28 protein-coding genes are annotated in these 21,550 nt (G+C 44.0%); all 28 read left to right on the top strand.

The genetic code is table 11. The features are described from left to right. Positions 1-53: 53 nt before the first annotated feature. The 28 genes from ACL9RM_RS24595 (at position 54) to ACL9RM_RS24460 (ending at position 21,516) form a co-directional block, all read left to right on the top strand. Positions 54-689, top strand: coding sequence for a phage scaffolding protein (locus ACL9RM_RS24595; protein ID WP_250268548.1), 636 nt, complete (start codon positions 54-56; stop codon positions 687-689). A 15-nt stretch (positions 690-704) separates the two neighbouring features. After that, entirely contained in the window at positions 705-1,076 is a 372-nt protein-coding gene (locus ACL9RM_RS24590) for a hypothetical protein (RefSeq protein ID WP_250268547.1), read from the top strand. 18 nt (positions 1,077-1,094) lie between these two features. Further along, positions 1,095-2,138 carry a major capsid protein gene (locus tag ACL9RM_RS24585; protein WP_250268546.1) on the top strand — a complete coding sequence of 348 codons (1,044 nt, stop codon included), beginning with the start codon at positions 1,095-1,097 and terminating at the stop codon, positions 2,136-2,138. 37 nt (positions 2,139-2,175) lie between these two features. Beyond that, positions 2,176-2,499 carry a Rho termination factor N-terminal domain-containing protein gene (locus tag ACL9RM_RS24580; protein ID WP_422759409.1) on the top strand — a complete coding sequence of 108 codons (324 nt, stop codon included), beginning with the start codon at positions 2,176-2,178 and terminating at the stop codon, positions 2,497-2,499. Further along, positions 2,459-2,833, top strand: a complete 375-nt coding sequence (locus ACL9RM_RS24575) for a phage head-tail connector protein (protein ID WP_250268544.1) — start codon at positions 2,459-2,461, stop codon at positions 2,831-2,833. Before ACL9RM_RS24580 ends, ACL9RM_RS24575 begins: the two co-directional genes overlap by 41 nt. Before the next feature lies 1 nt (position 2,834). Next, a complete protein-coding gene (locus ACL9RM_RS24570) occupies positions 2,835-3,206 on the top strand; it encodes an ABC transporter ATP-binding protein (RefSeq protein ID WP_250268543.1) in 372 nt (123 codons plus the stop codon). Further along, positions 3,203-3,601 carry an HK97 gp10 family phage protein gene (locus ACL9RM_RS24565; protein ID WP_250268542.1) on the top strand — a complete coding sequence of 133 codons (399 nt, stop codon included), beginning with the start codon at positions 3,203-3,205 and terminating at the stop codon, positions 3,599-3,601. The genes ACL9RM_RS24570 and ACL9RM_RS24565 overlap by 4 nt, the downstream gene beginning before the upstream one ends. A 4-nt stretch (positions 3,602-3,605) precedes the next feature. Then, positions 3,606-4,031, top strand: a complete 426-nt coding sequence (locus ACL9RM_RS24560) for a phage tail terminator family protein (RefSeq protein WP_250268541.1) — start codon at positions 3,606-3,608, stop codon at positions 4,029-4,031. Continuing rightward, positions 4,024-4,266, top strand: a complete 243-nt coding sequence (locus ACL9RM_RS24555) for a hypothetical protein (RefSeq protein ID WP_250268540.1) — start codon at positions 4,024-4,026, stop codon at positions 4,264-4,266. Before ACL9RM_RS24560 ends, ACL9RM_RS24555 begins: the two co-directional genes overlap by 8 nt. Continuing rightward, a complete protein-coding gene (locus ACL9RM_RS24550) occupies positions 4,266-5,588 on the top strand; it encodes a phage tail sheath subtilisin-like domain-containing protein (RefSeq protein ID WP_323873162.1) in 1,323 nt (440 codons plus the stop codon). Before ACL9RM_RS24555 ends, ACL9RM_RS24550 begins: the two co-directional genes overlap by 1 nt. A gap of 1 nt (position 5,589) precedes the next feature. Further along, complete coding sequence (locus ACL9RM_RS24545; RefSeq protein WP_414126589.1) at positions 5,590-6,057, top strand: phage tail tube protein; 468 nt, start codon at positions 5,590-5,592, stop codon at positions 6,055-6,057. A gap of 26 nt (positions 6,058-6,083) precedes the next feature. Further along, entirely contained in the window at positions 6,084-6,506 is a 423-nt protein-coding gene (locus ACL9RM_RS24540; RefSeq protein WP_250268538.1) for a phage tail assembly chaperone, read from the top strand. Between the two features lie 237 nt (positions 6,507-6,743). Further along, positions 6,744-7,097, top strand: coding sequence for a hypothetical protein (locus tag ACL9RM_RS24535; RefSeq protein ID WP_250268537.1), 354 nt, complete (start codon positions 6,744-6,746; stop codon positions 7,095-7,097). A 56-nt stretch (positions 7,098-7,153) separates the two neighbouring features. Then, positions 7,154-9,634 (top strand): hypothetical protein, encoded by a 2,481-nt coding sequence (locus tag ACL9RM_RS24530; protein WP_422759408.1) that lies wholly within the window; start codon positions 7,154-7,156, stop codon positions 9,632-9,634. Next, the gene (locus ACL9RM_RS24525; protein ID WP_250268535.1) at positions 9,634-10,344 is read left to right on the top strand and encodes a LysM peptidoglycan-binding domain-containing protein; all 711 of its coding nucleotides are present in this window, start codon (positions 9,634-9,636) and stop codon (positions 10,342-10,344) included. Before ACL9RM_RS24530 ends, ACL9RM_RS24525 begins: the two co-directional genes overlap by 1 nt. Before the next feature lie 4 nt (positions 10,345-10,348). Next, positions 10,349-11,347 (top strand): XkdQ/YqbQ family protein, encoded by a 999-nt coding sequence (locus ACL9RM_RS24520; protein ID WP_250268534.1) that lies wholly within the window; start codon positions 10,349-10,351, stop codon positions 11,345-11,347. After that, a complete protein-coding gene (locus ACL9RM_RS24515; protein WP_250268533.1) occupies positions 11,347-11,697 on the top strand; it encodes a DUF2577 domain-containing protein in 351 nt (116 codons plus the stop codon). The genes ACL9RM_RS24520 and ACL9RM_RS24515 overlap by 1 nt, the downstream gene beginning before the upstream one ends. Next, entirely contained in the window at positions 11,694-12,101 is a 408-nt protein-coding gene (locus ACL9RM_RS24510; protein WP_250268532.1) for a DUF2634 domain-containing protein, read from the top strand. The genes ACL9RM_RS24515 and ACL9RM_RS24510 overlap by 4 nt, the downstream gene beginning before the upstream one ends. Further along, positions 12,073-13,161 carry a baseplate J/gp47 family protein gene (locus ACL9RM_RS24505; RefSeq protein ID WP_250268531.1) on the top strand — a complete coding sequence of 363 codons (1,089 nt, stop codon included), beginning with the start codon at positions 12,073-12,075 and terminating at the stop codon, positions 13,159-13,161. Before ACL9RM_RS24510 ends, ACL9RM_RS24505 begins: the two co-directional genes overlap by 29 nt. Further along, entirely contained in the window at positions 13,154-13,702 is a 549-nt protein-coding gene (locus tag ACL9RM_RS24500) for a YmfQ family protein (protein ID WP_323873161.1), read from the top strand. Before ACL9RM_RS24505 ends, ACL9RM_RS24500 begins: the two co-directional genes overlap by 8 nt. After that, positions 13,695-15,695: a hypothetical protein gene (locus ACL9RM_RS24495; protein ID WP_250268529.1), complete on the top strand. Its 2,001-nt coding sequence runs from the start codon at positions 13,695-13,697 to the stop codon at positions 15,693-15,695. The genes ACL9RM_RS24500 and ACL9RM_RS24495 overlap by 8 nt, the downstream gene beginning before the upstream one ends. 77 nt (positions 15,696-15,772) lie before the next feature. Further along, the gene (locus tag ACL9RM_RS24490; protein WP_250268528.1) at positions 15,773-16,918 is read left to right on the top strand and encodes a hypothetical protein; all 1,146 of its coding nucleotides are present in this window, start codon (positions 15,773-15,775) and stop codon (positions 16,916-16,918) included. 20 nt (positions 16,919-16,938) lie between these two features. After that, a complete protein-coding gene (locus ACL9RM_RS24485; protein ID WP_250268527.1) occupies positions 16,939-17,925 on the top strand; it encodes an acetylxylan esterase in 987 nt (328 codons plus the stop codon). Between the two features lie 86 nt (positions 17,926-18,011). Then, the gene (locus tag ACL9RM_RS24480; RefSeq protein ID WP_153794689.1) at positions 18,012-18,413 is read left to right on the top strand and encodes a hypothetical protein; all 402 of its coding nucleotides are present in this window, start codon (positions 18,012-18,014) and stop codon (positions 18,411-18,413) included. A gap of 3 nt (positions 18,414-18,416) precedes the next feature. After that, positions 18,417-19,337: a peptidoglycan recognition protein family protein gene (locus ACL9RM_RS24475; protein ID WP_250268526.1), complete on the top strand. Its 921-nt coding sequence runs from the start codon at positions 18,417-18,419 to the stop codon at positions 19,335-19,337. A 14-nt stretch (positions 19,338-19,351) separates the two neighbouring features. Then, positions 19,352-19,906 (top strand): phage holin, LLH family, encoded by a 555-nt coding sequence (locus ACL9RM_RS24470; protein ID WP_250268525.1) that lies wholly within the window; start codon positions 19,352-19,354, stop codon positions 19,904-19,906. 132 nt (positions 19,907-20,038) lie between these two features. Continuing rightward, positions 20,039-20,818, top strand: a complete 780-nt coding sequence (locus ACL9RM_RS24465) for a hypothetical protein (protein WP_250268524.1) — start codon at positions 20,039-20,041, stop codon at positions 20,816-20,818. Between the two features lie 2 nt (positions 20,819-20,820). After that, the gene (locus ACL9RM_RS24460) at positions 20,821-21,516 is read left to right on the top strand and encodes a hypothetical protein (RefSeq protein ID WP_250268523.1); all 696 of its coding nucleotides are present in this window, start codon (positions 20,821-20,823) and stop codon (positions 21,514-21,516) included. Positions 21,517-21,550: the final 34 nt, after the last annotated feature.

The following is a 21,550-nucleotide window of genomic DNA, read 5'->3' as shown; positions in this document are numbered from 1 at the left end:
ATCCTATGCGTGGTGGGTTACACGTCATAAAAACTAAAATAGGGGTGCTATTAATGGATTTGAAAGAATTGCTTGGAGAAGATTTGTATAACCAAGTTGTTGAAAAGGCTGGTGATAAGAAGCTGGCAGTCGTTAATGATGGCAACTGGTTCCCAAAAGATAAATTCGATGAAGTGAACAATACCAAGAAACGACTCGAAACGGATCTGAAGGACCGGGATAAACAGTTGGCTGATTTACAGAAAGCGGCGGGGGATGTTCCGGCATTACAGGAGCAGATTACTAAGCTTCAAGAGGACAATAAAGCAGCTACAGACAAGTACAATGCAGACATGCAGGAGTTACGCCTTAATACGGCGCTTAAGATGGCTTTGAACGGTCAGGCCCACGATCCTGATATCGTAACTAGTCTGCTGGACAAATCACAAATCGAGATTGCAGAGGATGGAAGCATTAAAGCCGGACTCGACAATCAACTCACTGGCCTACGCGAAAGCAAGGGCTTTTTATTTGTGCCAAATGAGGACCCGAAACCAGGATTCCAACCGAAAGGTGCTACACCAGCAGATGGAGCAGGCGGAAAGCAAGACCTGGGTAAGGGTGAGCCCAATTACGGGAAGATTGCTGCACAGAATAAGTCGGCGGATAACGAAGGCCTATCTAAAGCCCGTGAATCCTATTTCCAATAACAGGAGGATGAGAAAATGAGTAAATTTGTAACCACTAAATACGGCAATAAGAAGGTAATCACCAAATTCCCTGATCATTACGTGAACCTAGCTATTACAGTGGACGATACGGGAATCACAGCTAATGCAGACGGTAAAAAAATTGTCCCTGCCGGAACGATTATCGGTAACGGCATTCTGAATGACATTACGAAGCTAGGCAAAAAGGCAGTCACAACAACTGGAGTTTCTAATGCGGAAGGCGTGCTTTTTGAAGACGTTGATGTTACCTATGGCCCTGCTTCAGGAGCGTTGATGATTCACGGCTTCGTGGATCTGACAAAAATTCCTACAGCGCCAGCGCCAGAAGAAATTACTGCACTTAAACAAATCACATTTTTGAAATAAGAGAGGATAGGTGAAGACATGCCAACAATTTATGATCTTGTAACAGCACCGAATATCGCTACGTACTATCAGGAGACAGCATCTAATGCAATCCCTTATTTGGGGGCTACGTTATTTCCACCGAAGAAACAGCAAGGTTTGGATTTAAGCTGGATTAAAGGAGCCGGCGGGTTGCCAGTATCATTACAGCCGTCCGAATTCGATGCTAAGGCGACGCTACGCGAGCGTATTGGGTTTGAAAAAGTGGATACAGAAATGCCGTTTTTCCGTGAGGGCATGAAGATTAATGAGAAAGAGCGTCAGGAGTTACTTAAACTTTTGTCGTCTCCTAACGCGGCCTACTATGAAACACTGATCGAGAAAATTTACAACGATAGAAAAACGCTGATTGATGGTGCAGTCGTAGTACCTGAACGAATGATTATGCAGTTGCTTTCCTTGGGTAGAATCGACATTGTGGCTAATCGTCTGCAATACAAATACGATTACAAAATGTCTGACGAACATAAAACTACTCTTACAGCAGATGCTAAGTGGAGTAGCCCTACTGCAACAATAGTGCAGGATATTCAAACGTGGATGGACTTGGTCGAAGACGATACAGGCGTTCGACCAGAGAATGCTATTTGTACGCGGAAAACGTGGAATTATATTCTGAAAAACGTTGGTATCCGCCTGGACATGAACCCTGCTGGTGGTCAGAACATTATTATGACGGATGCTATGATGCGGCAATACCTTGTCGGTAAGTTGGGACTGACAGTAGCTGTTTATAACAAGAAATTCGCATTGCAAGACGGTACTACGGGCCTGTTTTACCCAGATGATTACCTTACCCTTATCCCAGCTAATACACTGGGCAACACATGGTATGGTACTACACCTGAGGAAGCCGATTTGATGAGTGGTGGTACAGATGCCCAAGTACAAATCGTTAATACAGGTGTGGCGGTGACAACGTACAAAGAGCCACATCCAGTAAACGTCAATACTATCGTGTCTGAAATTGTATTGCCTTCGTTTGAACAAATGAACAACATCTTTATCGCCAAGGTTAACTAAGGAGAGGCAAGCGTCTCTCCTATTTATTTTGGAAGGAGTGGATAGAGTGAAAGTGACTCTTACAAATAGTGCAAAGTATGGCGGCGAATTTTATATCAAGGGACAGGAAATTGAGGTAGATCCCAAACATGTGCTGGGCCTGATCGCTGATAGAGTTATCAGTTCTGATACAGAAGTTCCAGAAGTACCTGGGGAAACGGATATTAACAAGATGAATTTGGCGCAGCTGAAGGATTACGCTGAACAGAACTCGATTGATCTTGCTGGCGCAACCAAAAAGGAAGACGTGCTCGCAGCCATTCTGAAAGCGGGTGAAGGAAATGGAACCGAACCGCAGGGAAGCGCTGCTGACCAAGTTTAAAATCCTACTTGGCATCCCAGTTACTGATACAAGTAAGGATGTACAACTTGGATTTTCCTTGGATTTCACCATTGACGGCATTAAGAACTACTGCAACATATCCGACATACCGGAGCAATTGGAAAACACGATGCTCCTGATCGCTAAGGACTATTACCTCAACCAGTTTGTAGCTCCGGCTGCGGCTGGTGAAGGTGAGAAGAATGTCCAGAGCATCAAGCGTGGTGACGTGCAGTTTACTTTCTTTGCGGATGCTAAAGTGGGTGTGGAAGGCACGGCCTTTATCAAGGCGTATGGCGCGCAGCTTAACGCTTTCCGCAGATTGAGGTGGTAGCATGCAACTGGGCAATCCAGCAACAGAACGCAGGCTGCTTGAAATGACCTACACAGGCGTTTGTCGGGTAGAGGGACAGATAACCTACAAAGACCCGGTAACAGGCACAGAGAGACCGCGCAAAGGCGTTATATTAGACAACCAGCCGTGCGCCTTGTCTCAAGCGTCTTTGCCAAGCGCGGCCCAAACGGACACGAACAATGATGTCGCATATGATGGGAAACTATTCATTGCGCCTGATATTGTCATCCCGTCCGGCAGCCGCATTTACGTGGCGCAGGATGGAATGAGCTACGAGTTCCAGCAGTCAGGTGAGCCGTTCATATACCCGACGCACCAAGAAGTAAAAATGAAGCGGGTTGGTAAGGCATGAGCTTTGCTGAGTTTGATTTTTCGGAATTCGAGCAGTTGAGTAAAAGCCTCCGAAAGATGCAAGCCGATTACCCGCACTTTGTGGAGAACTGCATAAGAGAGCTTGCCAGCAGGCTTTTAGCTAAGACGGTGGCACGTACTCCTGTAGATACGGGGATGCTACGGCGTAACTGGCAGCTTGGTCCCGTAGAACGCGTAGGAGGCGGCTACAGCATTGAACTATTTAACCCTATCGAATATGCGCCTTACGTGGAATACGGGCACCGTACCCGGCTACACACGGGCTGGGTAGAAGGTAGATTCATGCTCACCATCTCTGAACGGGAGTTGGAACGTGAACTACCTGCACTCATGGATCGTAAGCTTAAACGCTTCATAGAGGACCATTTGAGGTGATGCAATGGAAGATGTTAAAAACGGAATATTGAAGTACCTGAGCACCTTTCAAACGGGTGTCCCGGTGTACGACGAAAGAATTGAGCAGGGTTTTCATGAACCGTGCTTTTTTGTGTTGATTATTGATGGTGCACAGAACCGGGAATTTAATCGCCGGTACATGCGGACTGATAGTTTCGACATTCACTATTTCCCGAATTCAAAGAACCCGGAAAAGCGCCGTGAATGTGAAGCAGTAGCAGATCGGCTCTATGAAGAAATGGAATACATCCAGTGGGAAGGCAGCCTGTACAGGGCGATTGGCTTAAAGCACCAAATCGTTGATGATGTGCTGCATTTCTTCCTAGATGTGAATGTCCATCTCATGCGTCCGAAGCAATCAGAAACAAAAATGAGGACTTTAAAACAGGAGGCTGGTATACGTGGCTGATAACCAAGAAACAGAAACCGGGGCTACGCCTGTTGTGGCACCTACGAAGAAAGAGACGGCAGCGTCGTCAGCTTCGGTAGAACCCCGTTTTGCCAAAGAGCAATTCCAAGATTCACAGCAGTTTACACAGATCGAAAAAGATACACTAAGCGTCCTACTAGAGGATGAGCAGGATTACACCATTAGTGAAGCTAGACGGGTTCTCGCTGAATGGTTGAAGAAGGAGGTTAAATAATGGCTGGTACATGGGTTACACAGAACAAGGATCTACCTGGCGTATATACCAACGTTGTTTCTGAGCCTAAACCACTAGGCACGTTAAGTGATCGTGGTACCGTCACCCTGCCGTTGACATTAAGCTGGGGGCCAGCAAAACAAATCATTACCATTGATGCTGGTGATGATATCGCAAAAGCGTTGGGATACGACATTACAGACACAAGCCTCCTGCTGGTTAAGGAGGCTCTTAAGCGTGCCAAAACGTTGCTGGTGTACCGCCTGAACGAAGGGACAAAGGCTACAGCCACAAGCGGCAATCTTGTCGCTACAGCGAAGTATGGCGGTGTGAGAGGAAACGATATTTCTATTGTGATTCAGGCAGATATTGACACGCCATCTAGCTTCAACGTTCGAACTTTGGTTGAGGGCCGGGAAATGGATCTGCAGAAAGTGACTAATATTGACGGTCTGGTAGCTAATGAATGGGTGAGTTTCAAGGCTTCTGCTACTGATAAAACACTGGCAGCCACAGCCGGGGCACCGCTGACTGGCGGGGCAAACGGTACGACAACCAACGCAGACCATTCAGATTATATGGCGACTATTGAGACACAAGATTTCAACACCGTAGGAGTGCCGTATGATGACGCAACGCTGAAGCCATTGTATACCACTTACGTTAACCGCCTGCGTAATGACGAGGGCAAAAATGTACAGGTGGTTCTACCAAACTACAGCGCGGCTGACAGCGAAGGAGTAATAAACGTCACGAACGGCGTTATTCTTTCGGATGGCACAGTGATTGACAAGGTTAAGGCAGTTGCTTGGGTCGCAGCCGCGACAGCAGCGGCCAACGTTAACGAATCCCTCACTTACGCTGACTACGATGACGCAGTAGATGTAGACGTTAGATTTACAAACCGTGAAGCAATTGCAGGTGTGCAAAGCGGCCAATTCTTCTTTATCTATAAAGGCGGCAAAGCCAAGGTACAGCAGGATATCAATACATTCCGAAGCTTTACACCTGAAAAGAATAAAGATTTCCGGAAGAATCGCTTACTTCGTACATTGGATGGTATCAATACTGATTTACAGAGAGTTTATGAAGACTCCTACATCGGTAAGGTGGATAACAATGCTGATGGCCGCAATCTCTTTAAGAAAGAAGCTATCTCGATTTTCGAACTTAACCAAAGCATCAACGCAATCGAGGATTTTAATAGCCAAACGGACGTAACGGTAGTAGCAGGCACTGACAAGGATGCGATTTACGCCGAATACTTTGTTAAGCCTGTGGATAGCATCGAAAAAATCTATCAGAAAGTGCGGGTGAGATAATATGGCATACTTAAAAGCCGGAGATACGATCTCCGGTCAAGAGGGACGAGCTTTTGCCACGATTAACGGCAACGTAGAAGAAATGTTTTACGTTAAAACCCTCGAGGCAACAGCTGAGAAGGAAAAGACAGATGTAAAAACACTCGGTAGGCGCGGTACCCAGCACAAGGCCAACGGCTGGAGCGGTTCGGGAAGCATGACGATCTACTATACAACAACGAGATTCCGACAGTTGATGTTGGATTACATCAAGACAGGTAAGGATACTTACTTTGACATCATGATTGTGAACGAAGACCCTTCATCTTCGATCGGAAAACAAACTGTAGTTCTGAAAAGCGTGAACATAGATAGTGTGATTATGGCAAAAGTCGATACCGACTCCGAAGTTCTGGACGAGGATATCGACTTTACTTTTGATGACGTGGATGTACCTGATAGCTTCAACGCCCCTACATTGGGAGCCTAATTTAAACTAAAAAGGAGATTAATATAATGAGCGACTTGACTTTGTTTTACGCGGAAAACGTGGAAGCTGAACTAACAGAAGAGGTGGCTATTTCTCCACGCTTTAAGGATAAAGAAAAAAAACCTGTAAAGTGGATTATTCGTAGTATTCCAGAGACTGAGAATTCCGTCTTGCGTAAGGAATCGACGAAGAAAGTAAAAGGGAAGAACGGCGTCTATTCCAATGAATTTGATTCAGAGGCATACTTGTCCAAAATGGTAGTGGCGGCAGTTGTTTATCCTAATTTGAAAGATGCAGCATTACAAAAATCGCATGGTGTATTGGGCGCTGAGTCACTCGTCAAGAAGATGTTACTGTCCGGTGAATATTCCACTTTGGTGGATAAAGTACAATCTCTGAGTGGTTATGATCGCGACACCAACGAACTGGTAGATGAAGTAAAAAACTAATTAAGGAGGACGACGGTGATGCTAACTACGCCTACTACGCCCTCCACGAACTCCATATACTGCCGCATGAACTGATGGCAATGAGTCAGCGGGAACGTGCTGCAATCTACGCCATGATCTCTTACCGTATCAACAAAGAGAAGGCAGCACAAAAGAAAGCTAAGAAAAAGTAATAGACGTTCCCTGAATGACTTGGTAGAATGATGGTAAAATCTACCCATTCAGGGAGGGTCATCTGTGAAGAAAGTCCTGACTTTATTTTTGTTGGTTATTTCATTAACGATTGTTTCTGCTTGTTCTTCTGCTAAGGAAGAGGCGGCTACTCCTACGCTTGATAATTATATAAAAGCACTTACGGATGCAGGGGCTAAAGATCAAGGCGAGAACGCATATGCTTTAGTTAATGCCTCTAACGGGAGACTTCTAGCACTAGGTACTACTCCAATACAAATTATCGAGTTTGATTCGGAAGAAGATGCTCAAAAAGCTAAAGAAGAACAAACAAAACTCGAAAAATGGTCAATGCGCGGAAAGGTACTATACAGCACCAAAAGCGACGAAGCCAAAAAGATACTAGATGAACTGAAATAAATTGGTTGAGAAGGCGCCTATGAAGGCGTCTTTTTTTATGCCAGAAAGGAGGAATGATGGCAACAGTATCGGCAAGTCTCCAGCTATTCGATAATTTCTCGCAACGGCTGAATACGGTAAATCAAGCAGTAGAGAATGCAACACGTCATATGGAACGCTTGCAAGTAATTGCACGAAATAACATACGAATCAGCGCAGATGGTAGTAACGCTATTCTACAATTAAACGCTGTACAACGCGCTCTGCAAGCCATTAATGATAGGATATTGATCCATATTGACGCTGCGAATGCTATAAGAGAGCTTGAAGTCGTTAAGAACCACATTAGGCAAATGGGTTCAGGGTCAGTGGTCAATATCATCGTCAATTCGACAGACATATTGCGGGAAATAACACTTATACGTGACCGTATAAGAATGCTGTTTACCCGGTCTGTTGTAGATATAACACTGAATGCTGGGGATGTGATTAGTCAGGCGAGGCGTATACGACAACAAATCGAAAGCCAATTGCGCCATATACACGCCCGTATACAGGTCGAATTACCAATAGCCCTGCAAGCAATGTTCGGAAATCTACAGATGCTTGTGCTAAGGCTGATTAGAGTTGTGCGGCAATTACGGACAACCAGCGGTGCAAATGCCGCTGAACTTCAAAATGCATTGCAACGGATAGCGGATTTGGAAAGAAAAATAGCCCAATTGCAAGAGCAGATAAACGGAAGCCTGAGAAGAGGCGAAGGAGCTTCATCTGGTTTGTTGGCTAACCTGAAAGGTATGGCTGCGGCATACTTGTCGCTTCAAGGACTGAAGGAATTGTTTAGCGCTACTGTGGGTGGTGCGATGGATCAGCAGAAGATGCAGGATATGTTTGTTGCTCGTACAGGTCAGGAAGACGTGGGTAAGGCTATGTTTGACCGATTCAAGAAAAATGCACTGGCGGCTGGTCAGGATGTAAATGAATCCCTTCAGGCCAGTTTATCGTTTTTCTCAGCTACGCAAAACGTCGACAAACTGGATAAACTGAATAATCTCGCCCAGCGATTGAACGCTTTCGATAGTGCAGGCAATGGTATGGAAGGGGCCGCCTTCGCACTTAAGGAGGCATTAAGCGGCGATATTGTATCTTTGGCCGAACGATTCAATATGGGTAAATCCGATATTAGAGCATCCGGCATAGTGGATTTCGCTAAAAAAGGTGATATCGACGGTTTCATCAAAGGTTTTGACAAGCTGTTGGAATCTCAAAAGATGGGGCAAAAAGCGTTTGATACTATGTTGGCTAGTCCTGCTAAACAGTTGGAAATCATGAAAAACAATGTGAGATCCATGTTTGCGGATGCTGGCGGAGCTGCTACCAAGTCACTTCTTCCAATGATACAAATGTTAAACAACGCCTTTAAGCAAGGCAAATTTGACGCATTTTTTGCTAACCTGAGCAAAGGTTTGGATTGGGTAGTACAGAATGCAATTAAAGCTTTTAATGCTATATCTCAGGTATATGGATTCGTATCAAGCAATTGGCAGAACATAGCTCCTATTGTTAAAGGAGTAGCGACAGCGTTTATCGCTTGGAACATTGCAATGAAAGCTGTAGCAGTTACCCAAGGGATTATAGCTTTTGCCACAGGAAGTAGTACAGCCGTGATCTTTGCCCAAACGTTAGCTACTCGTGGGCTCTCTGCGGCCTGGGCAACTCTGAATACGGTTATGAAAGCAAATGTGTTTATTGCCATCTTAACAGTGTTGGTCGCTATAGTGACGTGGATGTATGAAGTTTATACAACTAACGATATGGTAGCGGCGGCAATGTTGCTAAAGTGGAATGAAGTATTGAACTTCTTTGATCAAGTCCCAATCTTTTTTGCAAAAGTTGGTGTGGGTATTGCTCAAGCGTTTATGGATGCTAAAGCTAGTGTTATGCAAACAATGCAAGACATGGCCAATGGTGTTATAGACAAAGTTAACGATATGATTGAGGCTCTAAATAAAACGAGTTTGGTAGAAATTGATTATGTCAGTCAAACTCGGTTTGCAGATGATTCAAAGATAGCTGCTGATAAATTTCGAAACGATTCTGCAGCTAAGATTGCAGCAATGGAAGCCAAGGCAGCAACTAAAGCGAAAAAACGCCAAGACGACACTATGGACTATATCCGTAAACGTGATATGGATCGACGGAAACAAAACGCCGCTGCTAATCCTAAGGCAGATAAGCCTTTTGACTTCACCAAATGGAATGCAGCAGCTGACGCAGCTAAAAAAGCTAATGCTGGCGATGACAAAAAGAAAAACGTTGGTAAGGTAGATAAAGTTGGCAAGATTGAGGACAAGGTAGATATCTCATCAGAGGATTTGAAGGTTATGAGGGATATAGCAGAGATGAAGTCAATCCAAAACTTCGTTACCCTTACGCCTACCGTACAGGTTAAGACTGGCGATATAAACAACGGTGCTGATGTGGATACGATCATCAAAAAGATTGGTGATCATCTGGAAGAACAGTTCGTCTCTACAGCACAGGGGGTATACACCTAATGGAAGAACACGGTATATTCCTGAGTTACAACAATCAGGAGGAAGCTTTTCGTATTCCAGTTAATCCGCCAGAACTGAGTATCAAGGAGGCTGGAGACGGGTCAATGTACAAGATCGTGGGTGGCGATGAAATAAACGCTATACAGTCACGGAAGCTCACGGAAATATCATTCTCCAGCTTCTTTCCTGGTCAGGCATACCCTTTTGTGAACACGGATGAATTGCTTCCAATTCCTGAATATATCGCACTAATCACTAAGTGGATGGACACCAAGCGGCCCATCCGCTTTATTTATTCTGCGATCAGTTTTGAACCTGGAGCACAGAAGAGTCCACAAGAAATAGCTATCAATATGCCAGTGACCATTGAGGAATTCGAGTGGAAGCCAGTAGCGGGTACCTCGGATATTGAATACACCATCACATTTAAGAAATACGTTTTTTACAATGCGGTGCAGGCCAAGGTGAAGCAAACCACAACCAAGACAGGCGCAAAAAAGACGACCACCACCAAGGTGAAGGCCAAACGGCCCAACGAGAAGGTTAAGCCCAAAACGGTCAAGGTCAAGGCCGGGGATACGCTTTGGATTATCGCTAAGAAGAACCTGGGTGACGGGTCCCGTTACAAGGAGATCCAAACGCTCAACAAAATCACGAATGCACAGGCCAAACGGCTAAAGGTTGGGCAAGTGCTAAGACTGCCGGGGTGATGGCATGGATATATTTATCGACAACCGCGATGGTAACGTGTGGCAGGTGTCCGGCGAGGCGATGGCCGGAAAGGAAAACGCCGCCGGGCTGGTGTCTGAGCTTACTTGGAAGACCGAACGCACTGGGAGCCCAGGCAGCGTAGATATCACGCTTGTTAGAGATGGCATCTACCAGAACAAAAAGTTCAAGGTCCAGAATGGGGATATCGTCCGGATTACCAAAGGCAAGTACAAGATATTTTACGGCTATGTCTTCTCGGTAGAACAGTCGGAGAAATCCGACATGAAAATCACGGCATATGACCAAATTCGCTATCTCAATGCCAACGATACCTATGTGTTCAAAAACATAACGGCCGGGGCGGTTATCAAGCGCATTGCGGAGGACTTCAAACTTAAGACCGGGATGATTGCTGATACAGGATATAAGATCCCGGCCATGGTCGAGGACAATCAAAAGCTATTAGATATCATTTACAAGGCCATTGACCAGACGCTAATGTCTACCGGGACAATCTATGTATTCTACGACGACTTTGGCGCTCTGGCCCTTAAACGGGCCGCTGACATGCTTGTATCTGTATCTGTAGGTGATGGCAGTCTAATGACTGGATACGCGCTTAAAAAGTCGATAGACAGCGAGACGTACAACTATGTAAAGCTGGTGCAGGATAACAAAGAGAGCGGTAAACGAGACGCTTACGTCTACCAGGACAGTAACAATATCAAAAAGTGGGGAAAGCTCCAGCTGTACGACAAGGTAGACGAAAAAATGAACGCAGCACAGATTAAGCAAAAGGCGCAAAACTTGCTCACCTTACACAATAGGGAAAGCAAAAGTTTGAGTATAGATGCTATGGGGGATTTGAGTATACGGGCAGGGTGTTATGTGCCTGTGTTTATTGATGATTTGAAGGTGAGTCAAGTGTATTTGGTTGATTCATGCACACATAAATTTTCAGGGCTTGAGCACACGATGAGCCTGGAACTGAAGGTGATCTAATGATAAAGCAACTGCAGAAAATAGCGTTAGGCAGCATGGAAGCATCCAAACCAAGCGAGAGCATGGTAGGGCAGGTGACGGGAGTAGATCCGCTTGAAATTACCGTTGATCAACGACTGGTGCTGGATGCGGATTTGTTGCTTGTCACAGAACGCGTGAAACGGTATGTGGTTAGCCTTACACACAGCCATGTATACAAAGACGAGACTCCAACAGAGACGGCTACCAAGACCACTCAGACGGCGTTACCCGATGTGTTGGTGATTCGTGAAGGGTTGAAAATTGGGGATGCAGTTATCTTGCAACGAATGAAAGGCGGTCAGCAGTTCGCCGTAATGGATAAGTTATGATACCAGAGGGCGGCAGCATTGTAGACGAAGAGATTGAGGAAGAAGAAATGCCTACCAAGACATATGCTTTGGACTTTGTGAATGGACGCGCACGCGGCATTGTGGACGGTCTGGAGGCTATGCGGCAAGTGGTGTATAAGATACTCCAGACACTACGCTACGAAAACCTAATATACTCCGATGATTATGGAGCTGAGATAGACCGGTTGCAAGGGCAGAGCCGGTTATTTGTGCAGACAGAGCTTAAGCGATTAGTACGCGAAGCTTTACTGGCGGATGACCGAATTACAGATGTGCGAGATTTCCAGTTTACCTTCAGTGGCAGTGATGTCCTGGCTGAGTATGAGGTAGTAACGACACAAGGGAATTTTGTTAATGAAACGGGGGTGGGCGGCATTGTATGAGGGTCAAACTGAAGAAGTTATTTTAGAACGTCTGCTGACCCGTATACCAGACACTATGGATAAACGGGAGGGTAGCGTTATTTATGATGCCCTGGCACCGGCTGCAAATGAACTGGCCCAAATGTATGTCGAACTGGATACTAATATAAGTCTGGTTTTTCCGAACGCGGACAATGAGGAATATTTGGACTCGGCCGTGGCATGGTCCGGTATAACTCGTAAGGCAGCGACTAAAGCACAATGGAGAGGCAAGTTTTACAACAACCAGGGCGCGTTGATGGATGTGCCTATTGGCAGCCGCTACAGCATCGAGGATCTAAACTATGTCGTGCTCAGTAGACTGGGCGTTGGACAGTTTGTGGTGGAATGTGAAACAGCTGGTGTCATAGGCAATCAATTTTCGGGGTCGCTCTTGCCTATTGATTTTGTTGATGGGTTGGTCCGAGCGGAACTGGTCGATCTATTGGTATCAGGTGAGGACACAGAAACGGGAGAGGCTCTATATGATCGGTATCAAGACAGAATATCCAAGCCTATTACAAGCGCAAATAAGAACCAGTACGTCAACTGGGCGCGTGAAGTAACTGGAGTTGGAGACGCTAAAGCTTTTGCTCTGTGGAATGGACCTGGCACCGTAAAAGTAGTCGTGTTAGATAATAACAAACGCGCGCCTTCAGCAGCTGTAGTGCAGGCCGTGCAAAACTATATCGATCCTACTCAAGACGGTCACGGGGAAGGCGCTGCACCTATCGGCCCAGTTGTCACAGTTGTCGGAGCGACTGAGGTTGCTATTAATGTAAAGGTTCGCGTTGAACTAGCAAGAGATGCGACTGTAGCTGATGTAACAGAACAATTAAAAGTCAGCATTGCCAAATACCTAGAAGGTTTGGCTTTTTCGGATACAGATTTTTTAGTACGGATAACTAGAATAGCAAACCTCATTTTGGATGTTCCGCAAGTAATTGATTACTTCGATCTAACTATTAATGGTTTAACCAGCAACGTGCAAGTTCCGCTTGATTCGGTTGCGGTGCTCGGGACGGTGGATGTGCATGTCTAAGAAACTAATGTCATACTTACCGGATTACTATGAGGAAATCCAAGAATTCGTTGAGATAATGCAGACGGAAGATATCGAGTTCGACAAGCTGAATGCCGCATTAGTGGATACATTCCGACAGTTTCACCCGGAGACGGCAACTTGGGGAATTGCTTATTGGGAACGCGATTTGAAAATAACTCCGCTCCCATCTAAGCCAATCGAGCAGCGCCGTAGCGTGGTTATCTCTAAAATGCGCGGCAGCGGCAAGGTGTCTGCAAGCATGATAAAAAATGTTGCTGACAGCTATGATCGCGGCAAGGTGGATGTAATTGTATATCCGGCTGAATATCGGTTTGACATTAAATTTATCGGTACTTTAGGCGTGCCACCGAACTTACAGGACCTAAAGGACGCAATAGAGGAAATAAAGCCAGCGCATTTAGAGGTGAGATATCAGTTTCGATATTTGGTTATCCGCGAAATACACCATGTAATGACGATCAATGCAATAAACAGTACTCCATTAAATAATTTTGCGGGAGGTGTGCCGATTGGCTAGTAATACACCTAATTTGAACTTATATATGAAGGACCCTGTGACAGAGGGGAATGATTTTTTTGACATTAAGACGATGATGAACGACAACTGGCGTGCTATAGACACCTTTGCAGGTTCAACAAAAGGAAACTTGGAGAAGGCGACTAAATTTGTGGTCACGTCTGATATGTTTGGAGCCACCGGAAACAACACAGATCAAACACAGGCCATTCAAAATGCGCTCAATTATCTAGAAAGTGTCGGCGGCGGTAAACTTGTCCTAGGTGCAGGCATATTCCTGTTGAGTCTCGCTAAAAGCACACATACCAAAGCTTGTATCCTCATTCCTGAGGGAGTAACGATAGAAGGATCTGGCATGGGCGTGACTATCCTTAAACGGCTGGAAAGCGAACGTATACAAGACGGAGTTTTGTTAGTCAATAAAGATTATGACACAAAGGGCGGATACACTGCGGCGGGTAACATTACGCTACGAAATTTCACGATTACTGATGGCGCTGTTACTGCAAGTCCCAGAACATACGGGGATCTAATCGCACTGGGGCATGCGAATAACGTGTTAATTGAGCGGGTTGGATCTTTAAATCATGATCAGCATTTTGTGGATGTTTGCGGATCGCGAAATATCACCATTCGGGATTGCATGTGTAATAACTTGCAAGATACCTATGGGAGTGCCACTATCCAGATTGACCGGGCGAAAGGGCTTGGCATTTGGGGTCTGTTGCTGGATGATACAAATCCAAGCAATGTGACTATAGAGAATAACAATATCACATCTCTATCTGAGCTCGTGTTGCAACTTGGACATGATCAATCAACTGTAGTGGATTTAAGCATAGTAGACAATGTAATTGTTTGTGCGAGCACAACTAAAGGGCAGATAGCAATCGGGAATGACGAAGATACCTCGATATCAACTGCAGATATTGAAGACAATAAAATAGAACTCAACAATATAAACAGTGCAGGGATCTACCTGGTTGGCGATCCAACAAACAAGTTTGAAAACATATCTATCTCCAGCAATATCGTAACGGGGAAGATGCGTGCAGCAATTTTTGTTGGTAGCTCTACAATGCCAAGTACATTTGCTAATTTCAAAAATGTATTGGTATCAGAAAATACCGTTGATATGGACATTAGAGATTCAACTAGCACTCATTACATTTCGGGAATCCGAGTGAGTAACGGCATTAGTGCAGCGCTTTGTAATAATACTGTACGCTTCGCCTGCCAAGGAGGTGGTTATGCAGACGCTAAGATTATAAGGGCAGATAGTTTTAAAGACATCTTAATTAGTGCGAACCAAATTATCATGGCCGACTCAAATTCGCGTACGGATGCTCAACTGTACGGTATCCAACTTGAAATGGATTCGGCAATTGCGAATAGCCTTTATTGCAAAGCAAAGATAATCTCAAATATGGTTCTTGGCACAGGTTATCGTTGGGGGATATCAGAGCGCGGAGGAGTTAATGTTTCAAACTTTCTACAAGCGGTGGTTTCACAAAATAATGTGTACGATGACGCACCGATGCAAGGACACTACCATGAGTCCACGCCATCGTTAGACGGAACCAATAACCTGCAGTTTGTAAACTTTGAATCTTTAGGTTTTGCTGCAACCGGTCCTGTATTGACAATTCAATCCGCAAAGACGTATACGTTTGTTTCGCCAATCAGAAAAAGCGGAATTACCCAGACGGCATACACAACAAGTGGAACAATGTTTTTTAACCCGGTTTCCGCCACGGCATTTGGTACGGATGCAGAGGAGATTGAAACGGCCTATTGGGTGGAAGGATCGACCACGAAATTTGTAGGAACAGTAGTGAGCAAGTCTGTGACAGGAAATGATGCGAATGGTCGAGTGATTAACACTTTAACCATCAACACGGGTAATGCTGGCTGTAACATGGCAATTAATCCAACGGATCATACAGGTTCAATCAGATCCAGTGGCTATTTGATGCTGCGTGTCGGAGTGTAAATACATTATAGGAATTGACTTTACTTCCCATAAAAATGTAAGGTGTTAACATAAACGTTACTAGGGAAGGTTGTTAGATGATGCGTATGAAATTATCTATGTTTTTCCTTATGGTTGTTTGTATTTTCACTCTGGGAATTTTCTTTGCATCAGCAAGTGATTTTAGCATAAGTAATGTTTCTGGCACCAAGCATGACATTTTGCACAAAGGTCGCAATTTTGTAGTTAAAGCTGCTACGTTTGGCGCGATCGGTAACGGGACAGATCAGACTCGGGCTATACAGTCAGCTTTGAACTACCTAGAAAGGGTTGGAGGCGGAAAACTTGTCCTTGGCAAAGGTACGTTTCTATTAAGTCTTGCAAAAAGCATACACGATAAGGCTTGTATTATAATTCCGGCTGGGGTAACGATAGAAGGATCTGGCATGGGTGTGACTATCCTTAAACGGATCAGTAGTGAACGGAAGCAAAACGGAATACTTCTCGTCAATAAGGGTTACGACACAAAAGGTGAATACAAAGCAGCGGGTAATATCACCTTGCGTGATTTCACGATTACTGACGGTGATGTAACCTCAAAACCGAGAACTTACGGAGACTTGATTGCGTTAGGACATACGGATAATGTACTCGTTGAGCGTGTACAATCGTTAAATCACGATCAACATTTCGTAGACATTTGTGGATCACGCAATGTCACCATAAGAGATAGTATCAGTAACAATCTGCAAAACACCTACGGGACGGCTACGATTCAAATTGATCGAGCCAAAAACCTAGGAATATGGGGCTTGCTATTGGATGGAACTAATCCAAAGAATGTCACTATAGAAAATAACAAAATCACTTCAATGTCCGAACTTGTGTTACAACTTGGGCACGATCAATCTACTGCTGAAAGTTTAAATGTAGTAAGTAACATGATTACTGGCGCGAACGCGAATAAAGGTCAGATGGCAATCGGGAAGGACGAAGATACCTCAATATCAACTGCGAATATTAAAGACAACCAAATAAAGCTCAATAATGAAAACAGTATCGGGATTAATCTGGCAACCGACACAGCCAATAGACTCGATAACATTTCAATATCTGGTAATGTTATAACGGGCAAGATGAGAACAGCTACGTTTATAGATAGTGCTGTTGCGTCGACGGATTTTAAGGACATTTTGTATTCGCTTCTCATTGACTTGTCTTCTGGAATGAAGGTACTCTATTAATAACTATTAATAAATACCTTTTGGAAGGCGTTGAGTCAATGTTTCGAAGAAAAATAGGATTGTTACTGGTGGCCTTCTTAATTATGATTACGTCGTCAGCTTATGCGAGTAATTCAGATAAGTCCGCTGCATTCAAAAGCAGTCTAATTTCCACCTACGGTATCCATCTAAATAAGCGACAACTACCAAATGCTCCTGAGATTATTTATGGAGAGAAGAAGCAGGTTCAAGGATTAGACGTCGTCGATCTAACTTTTTCTAGCTTTGATGGGCAGAAGATACCCGGAGAAGTTATTTATCCTAAAGGATTTAAAACAACCAATAAATACCCTACAGTGATGGTGTTTTCTGGACATGGGGAAATGGAAGAGTTAATTTCCAAGCCCGAATCCTATCAGCACGCAGGAGCTGTTGAGCTTGCTAAAAGCGGATATTTAGTGTTCGCTATGGAAAACAGAGGAATGGGCAAATTAGCAAGTATGGGCGATCACCTAGTCCTAGACGCAGTATCGCGTTTGCACGGCGGTTCGTGGTATGGAGATATAACTACGGATGCTTTATATCTCAGCGCAGCAGTAAACAACGTCACTTACGTGGACCAGAAGAAAATCGGAACCGCTGGCGTATCTACTGGCGGAGCGCTGAGTATGTTGGTTGCTGCATTAGATGACCGGGTAAATGCTGCGTATGTACAGGGTTACCTTGGCACCTACGCAAAAACATTCACAGACGGTACACATGATATCTGTAACAATATAAGCGGGATTCTTAACATTGGAGAGATGTGGGATGTTGGTAATCTAATTGCTCCGCGCAGCGCGTTGTATGTTAACGGAGAGATGGACCACTTCCATATCGCGGATGCTCAGGTCTCTTACGCTAAAATAAAAGATCACTATACGCAGTTAGGTGCAGGAGGGAACGTATCTCTACTCTCACCGCGCGGAGTAACACATGAATTTTCCGCTCAACTTGCAGCTGATTTTTTTAATAAGAATTTTAAATAGTTTTTAACGACACGTCTTAAACGGCGTGTTTTTTTATGCCCTCAGAGTGGTTGAGGGCTTATTTTATAGAGAGATGGGGGAAGGGAATGCTGGAAGGAGACGTGATGGCGATTGAACAATTGCACACAAAAACAGAAGAGTTAACAGTTCAACTACAGAATTTGAGTGGTGAATTCGCTCGGTTATCTGCTCAGACCTTATCGGATGAGGCGCGTTTTAAACTGATCGAGCAGACGACAGGGCGGCATGATGATGAGATTCGCCAGTTGAAGGATTCAACACGTATGATGCAACTCCAGTTTGATCAAGTGATGACTAAGATCGACACGCTGGAAATGAAACTGTTTAGCTGGCTCCAGCAAACGCAGCAGGATAGCGTTAAGGAACGAACGACGAATAATAAACAGTGGTTTAATTTCCTGACCTTTGTATTGGGCGGGACCATAATCGCTATCGTTACAGCGGTATTTGTAAAAGGGGGATTGTGATACTTGTTTAATCAAACCAAATACACGATAGAACGGCGCTACATAAACAAGCGCCATAACGTAAGACCGGGTACTCGCCTAACAAGCGGGAATCCGGTCTTTTTAGTTGCTCATGACACGGGTAATCCCGGGGCATCTGCGGATAACCATTTCACCTATTTCAATGGGCTGGTAGACCGATCTTCTTCAGCGCAGACATTCATAGACGATAAAAAGATACTGGAGATTATTCCGACAGGCACCGGACCCGATCCAGCAGAAAAGGCATGGCACGTTTTGTATAACATTAAGCTTGATAACGAACTGTATGGCGACGATGCAAACGATATAGCCCTAGGGGTTGAACTATGCTTCGGCGGCAAGATCGACACGCTGGAGGCTTACAAACGCTTTGTATGGTATCTGGCTTACTGTTGCAACAAATGGACCATAAATCCACGTACACATATTCCATCGCACAAGCAGTTGGACCCAACCCGTAAGAGAGACGTAGACCAAGCGCTTGCGACTATTGGCAAGACGCTAAAGGAATTGGTTTATGACGTGGAAACAGAGCTTAAAGGCGCTTCTGTGGCTCCTGCTGCGCTGGACTTTACGCCGTTACCTGTGTATATCGCTCAGTCGCTTATAGATAACTATGTATCTCCAGCTTGGTTCGCAAGCCAGAAGGCAGCAGACCAGGAAGGCAAGACGCATTTTCATAACCTAGCCAACAACCTTCGGGCGGCGGCCGGGCTTAATGAAAAGAATCTGCCGCTTGCTGGATCTGTGAAGCTGTTTAAATCCAATGCGCAAGAAATTATTTTCCGCTGGCTCCAACCAGCTTGGTTTAAAGCGAAACAAGCGGCTGACAAGGAACAAATGCAACATTTCAACAATCTGGCTAATTATCTGCGCGCTGCCGCAGGTTTGCCCAAACAATAATAGGGGGATTTATCATGCAAAATGTAATCGAAACAATTCAACCAGCTATTAGTACCATTGTTACAGCCATTGTAGGCGTACTGGTGACCTTTGCGTTAGCGGGGATTAATACACTTAAGAATAAGGCTAACGCTTGGATAGACGCACGTACGACAGCGGCACAACGAGATGTAATTCATAAGGTAGCTGGTGAAGCTTTCGCGCTTGCTCAGACTACGTTTAAAGATGTAGGTGGTGTACGTAAGATGCAAGAAGCATTACAATATGCATCTTTGCGATTGACGGAACAGGGTATTGTGGTATCGCCTACGGAGTTGCAAGCGGCGATTGAGAAGGCATACCTTGAATACAAAGCCAAGACAAAGACAGTGCTGACTACCGAAGCTCAGCCAAGTGAAGAGGCGACACAGGCCGCAGCTAAGGAAGCTGTATCATCGTTGGCAGCACAAGTTACAGCAATCCTTTCTCAAGCTACTGGAGCAGATACCACGGCAAGTGCTGCACCTGAAGATCTACAAGATGCGGCTCCAACGCCACAGGCGAATGTATCGGGAGTAGCAGTAGAATAAATGAGAAATGCAAATACCCTGTTGGTGTATGCTAGCAGGGTTATTTTTGTTTGAGCAATCATTCATTGTTTTTTCAGATTATTACCAATATAATGAAAACAACAAGAATTACTAAGAAAGGAGCTTTTTTGTATGAAGAAATGGTACTATAGTCGCAAATTCCTGTTTTCTTTTGCCGCGCTCCTGACTTCAGTGATTGCCGTTTCTGTATATAACAATCTGAATCATATTTTATCCAATTTTTTGGACTTTCTCAAATATGGTTTTGGTATCCTAGGCATTTTAACAACATTATATAATTACTATCATAAGTTTCACTTATTCATATCTAGACTCAAAATAATTTTTCTGAATAGCAATGCTACTTGGAATGTGAGTTCAGTTTTTGATGGAAACTTTGATGAATCAATACTTATTAAAATTAAGAAAAAAATCGAGGATATTGATGAAAAAGCTGAGTTTGTAATGGTTGATAATAATACAATTCAGGCCTTTTCTAAAGGACTGAATGTGTTCTTTGATTATGCAACTATTTATGATGCGGATGAAGATGAGTATAGAGGGCATTTAGTTTTAAGGATTAGAGATTATAACGCATCTTACAGTTTGGCAATGGAAACATTGGATGAAAAAATAATTCCATTAATGACATTGATTACACAAGAAACGAAACCCGAAGATTCAAAATATATTTTTAAGATTGATTTTGGTAAGAGTAACCCGTTCATGGGACTGGTTGTAAAAAACATTGATAAGACTTCTATTGTTGACTTTTCTTTTATGTACAATGAAAGTAAGGGAATCAGCAAGCGGAACGTTAAGGTTGGCAAAAAAGGGATTGAATGCACAACCACCACTCTATCTGATTTTCAAACTGCTTCGGGAAATTTCTTATCATTAGTGGGGGATTAAAGATGCGAGCTTATCACTTTTTAGATGTCGAGAAGCTTGATTTGTTTGGTGAATCTAATGAGGTGATGACTCCGCAGCAATTGTCTATGGATAGTCACCAAGACTCAGAACCTTCATCAAAAATCAAGTTAATAACTACACAGTACTATAGGGGGTTCCAAAAACTTATAATCATTCATGAAGATGTGAAGAGAAAAAGTGGGAGAGCCTACGGTGAAGATGCTTTTTTTGATAGATTTATTGAGAATAAGAGTATCAATGGATATTATAATCCTGAATTAAAAATTTTGATTCTCGAAGGTAATAAAAGCGCAGTCAATGGATCTATAAGACGCTTTAAAAGACATTTCCCAGAAAGTTTTTCTGTCAATAGATCGTTAGTTGATTTCGCTTATGTTGTTAAACATTCAACCAATGTCTGGGGGAGTTGGTTTGGAGGATTGAATACAGGCACTTTGAAAAGTGCCGCCCTTTTCGGCGATCACGTTAATTTAAGTGAAGATTATGATCGTATGAAGGCGGCAGGTAAGCTTTCATCACTAAATTGCGCTTTGAGTTTTGAAAAAGTGAGTTACGATTTCACAATAACAGCTAATAAAACCGTTGTTTTAATGCAGAATAGAACACCAGAGGAAGATATAGACTTGTTACTTGCACTTAAACCTATCCTTTATAAAGAAGAAGTACTTACATCTTAGTTCAATACATAAGTTACACATGCCAAAGCATCGG

Origin of the sequence: Paenibacillus sp. S29 (genome assembly GCF_049319765.1) — a bacterium.
In the GTDB taxonomy this organism is placed as follows: Bacteria; Bacillota; Bacilli; order Paenibacillales; family Paenibacillaceae; genus Paenibacillus; species Paenibacillus polymyxa_B.
Note: the sequence above shows the minus strand (reverse complement) of the source record. Positions and strands in the feature narration are given on the sequence as shown.

What these genes read in the sequence shown, in the direction of transcription:
- ACL9RM_RS24505 (WP_250268531.1), top strand. Translation starts at nt 12,073, where the DNA reads ATGAAACGGGGGTGGGCGGCATTGTATGAGGGTCAAACTGAAGAAGTT.
- ACL9RM_RS24470 (WP_250268525.1), top strand. Translation starts at nt 19,352, where the DNA reads ATGCAAAATGTAATCGAAACAATTCAACCAGCTATTAGTACCATTGTT.
- ACL9RM_RS24590 (WP_250268547.1), top strand. Translation starts at nt 705, where the DNA reads ATGAGTAAATTTGTAACCACTAAATACGGCAATAAGAAGGTAATCACC.
- ACL9RM_RS24460 (WP_250268523.1), top strand. Translation starts at nt 20,821, where the DNA reads ATGCGAGCTTATCACTTTTTAGATGTCGAGAAGCTTGATTTGTTTGGT.
- ACL9RM_RS24570 (WP_250268543.1), top strand. Translation starts at nt 2,835, where the DNA reads ATGCAACTGGGCAATCCAGCAACAGAACGCAGGCTGCTTGAAATGACC.
- ACL9RM_RS24500 (WP_323873161.1), top strand. Translation starts at nt 13,154, where the DNA reads ATGTCTAAGAAACTAATGTCATACTTACCGGATTACTATGAGGAAATC.
- ACL9RM_RS24490 (WP_250268528.1), top strand. Translation starts at nt 15,773, where the DNA reads ATGATGCGTATGAAATTATCTATGTTTTTCCTTATGGTTGTTTGTATT.
- ACL9RM_RS24575 (WP_250268544.1), top strand. Translation starts at nt 2,459, where the DNA reads ATGGAACCGAACCGCAGGGAAGCGCTGCTGACCAAGTTTAAAATCCTA.
- ACL9RM_RS24530 (WP_422759408.1), top strand. Translation starts at nt 7,154, where the DNA reads ATGGCAACAGTATCGGCAAGTCTCCAGCTATTCGATAATTTCTCGCAA.
- ACL9RM_RS24540 (WP_250268538.1), top strand. Translation starts at nt 6,084, where the DNA reads ATGAGCGACTTGACTTTGTTTTACGCGGAAAACGTGGAAGCTGAACTA.
- ACL9RM_RS24595 (WP_250268548.1), top strand. Translation starts at nt 54, where the DNA reads ATGGATTTGAAAGAATTGCTTGGAGAAGATTTGTATAACCAAGTTGTT.
- ACL9RM_RS24560 (WP_250268541.1), top strand. Translation starts at nt 3,606, where the DNA reads ATGGAAGATGTTAAAAACGGAATATTGAAGTACCTGAGCACCTTTCAA.
- ACL9RM_RS24520 (WP_250268534.1), top strand. Translation starts at nt 10,349, where the DNA reads ATGGATATATTTATCGACAACCGCGATGGTAACGTGTGGCAGGTGTCC.
- ACL9RM_RS24465 (WP_250268524.1), top strand. Translation starts at nt 20,039, where the DNA reads ATGAAGAAATGGTACTATAGTCGCAAATTCCTGTTTTCTTTTGCCGCG.
- ACL9RM_RS24510 (WP_250268532.1), top strand. Translation starts at nt 11,694, where the DNA reads ATGATACCAGAGGGCGGCAGCATTGTAGACGAAGAGATTGAGGAAGAA.
- ACL9RM_RS24515 (WP_250268533.1), top strand. Translation starts at nt 11,347, where the DNA reads ATGATAAAGCAACTGCAGAAAATAGCGTTAGGCAGCATGGAAGCATCC.
- ACL9RM_RS24585 (WP_250268546.1), top strand. Translation starts at nt 1,095, where the DNA reads ATGCCAACAATTTATGATCTTGTAACAGCACCGAATATCGCTACGTAC.
- ACL9RM_RS24525 (WP_250268535.1), top strand. Translation starts at nt 9,634, where the DNA reads ATGGAAGAACACGGTATATTCCTGAGTTACAACAATCAGGAGGAAGCT.
- ACL9RM_RS24550 (WP_323873162.1), top strand. Translation starts at nt 4,266, where the DNA reads ATGGCTGGTACATGGGTTACACAGAACAAGGATCTACCTGGCGTATAT.
- ACL9RM_RS24545 (WP_414126589.1), top strand. Translation starts at nt 5,590, where the DNA reads ATGGCATACTTAAAAGCCGGAGATACGATCTCCGGTCAAGAGGGACGA.
- ACL9RM_RS24565 (WP_250268542.1), top strand. Translation starts at nt 3,203, where the DNA reads ATGAGCTTTGCTGAGTTTGATTTTTCGGAATTCGAGCAGTTGAGTAAA.
- ACL9RM_RS24480 (WP_153794689.1), top strand. Translation starts at nt 18,012, where the DNA reads ATGCTGGAAGGAGACGTGATGGCGATTGAACAATTGCACACAAAAACA.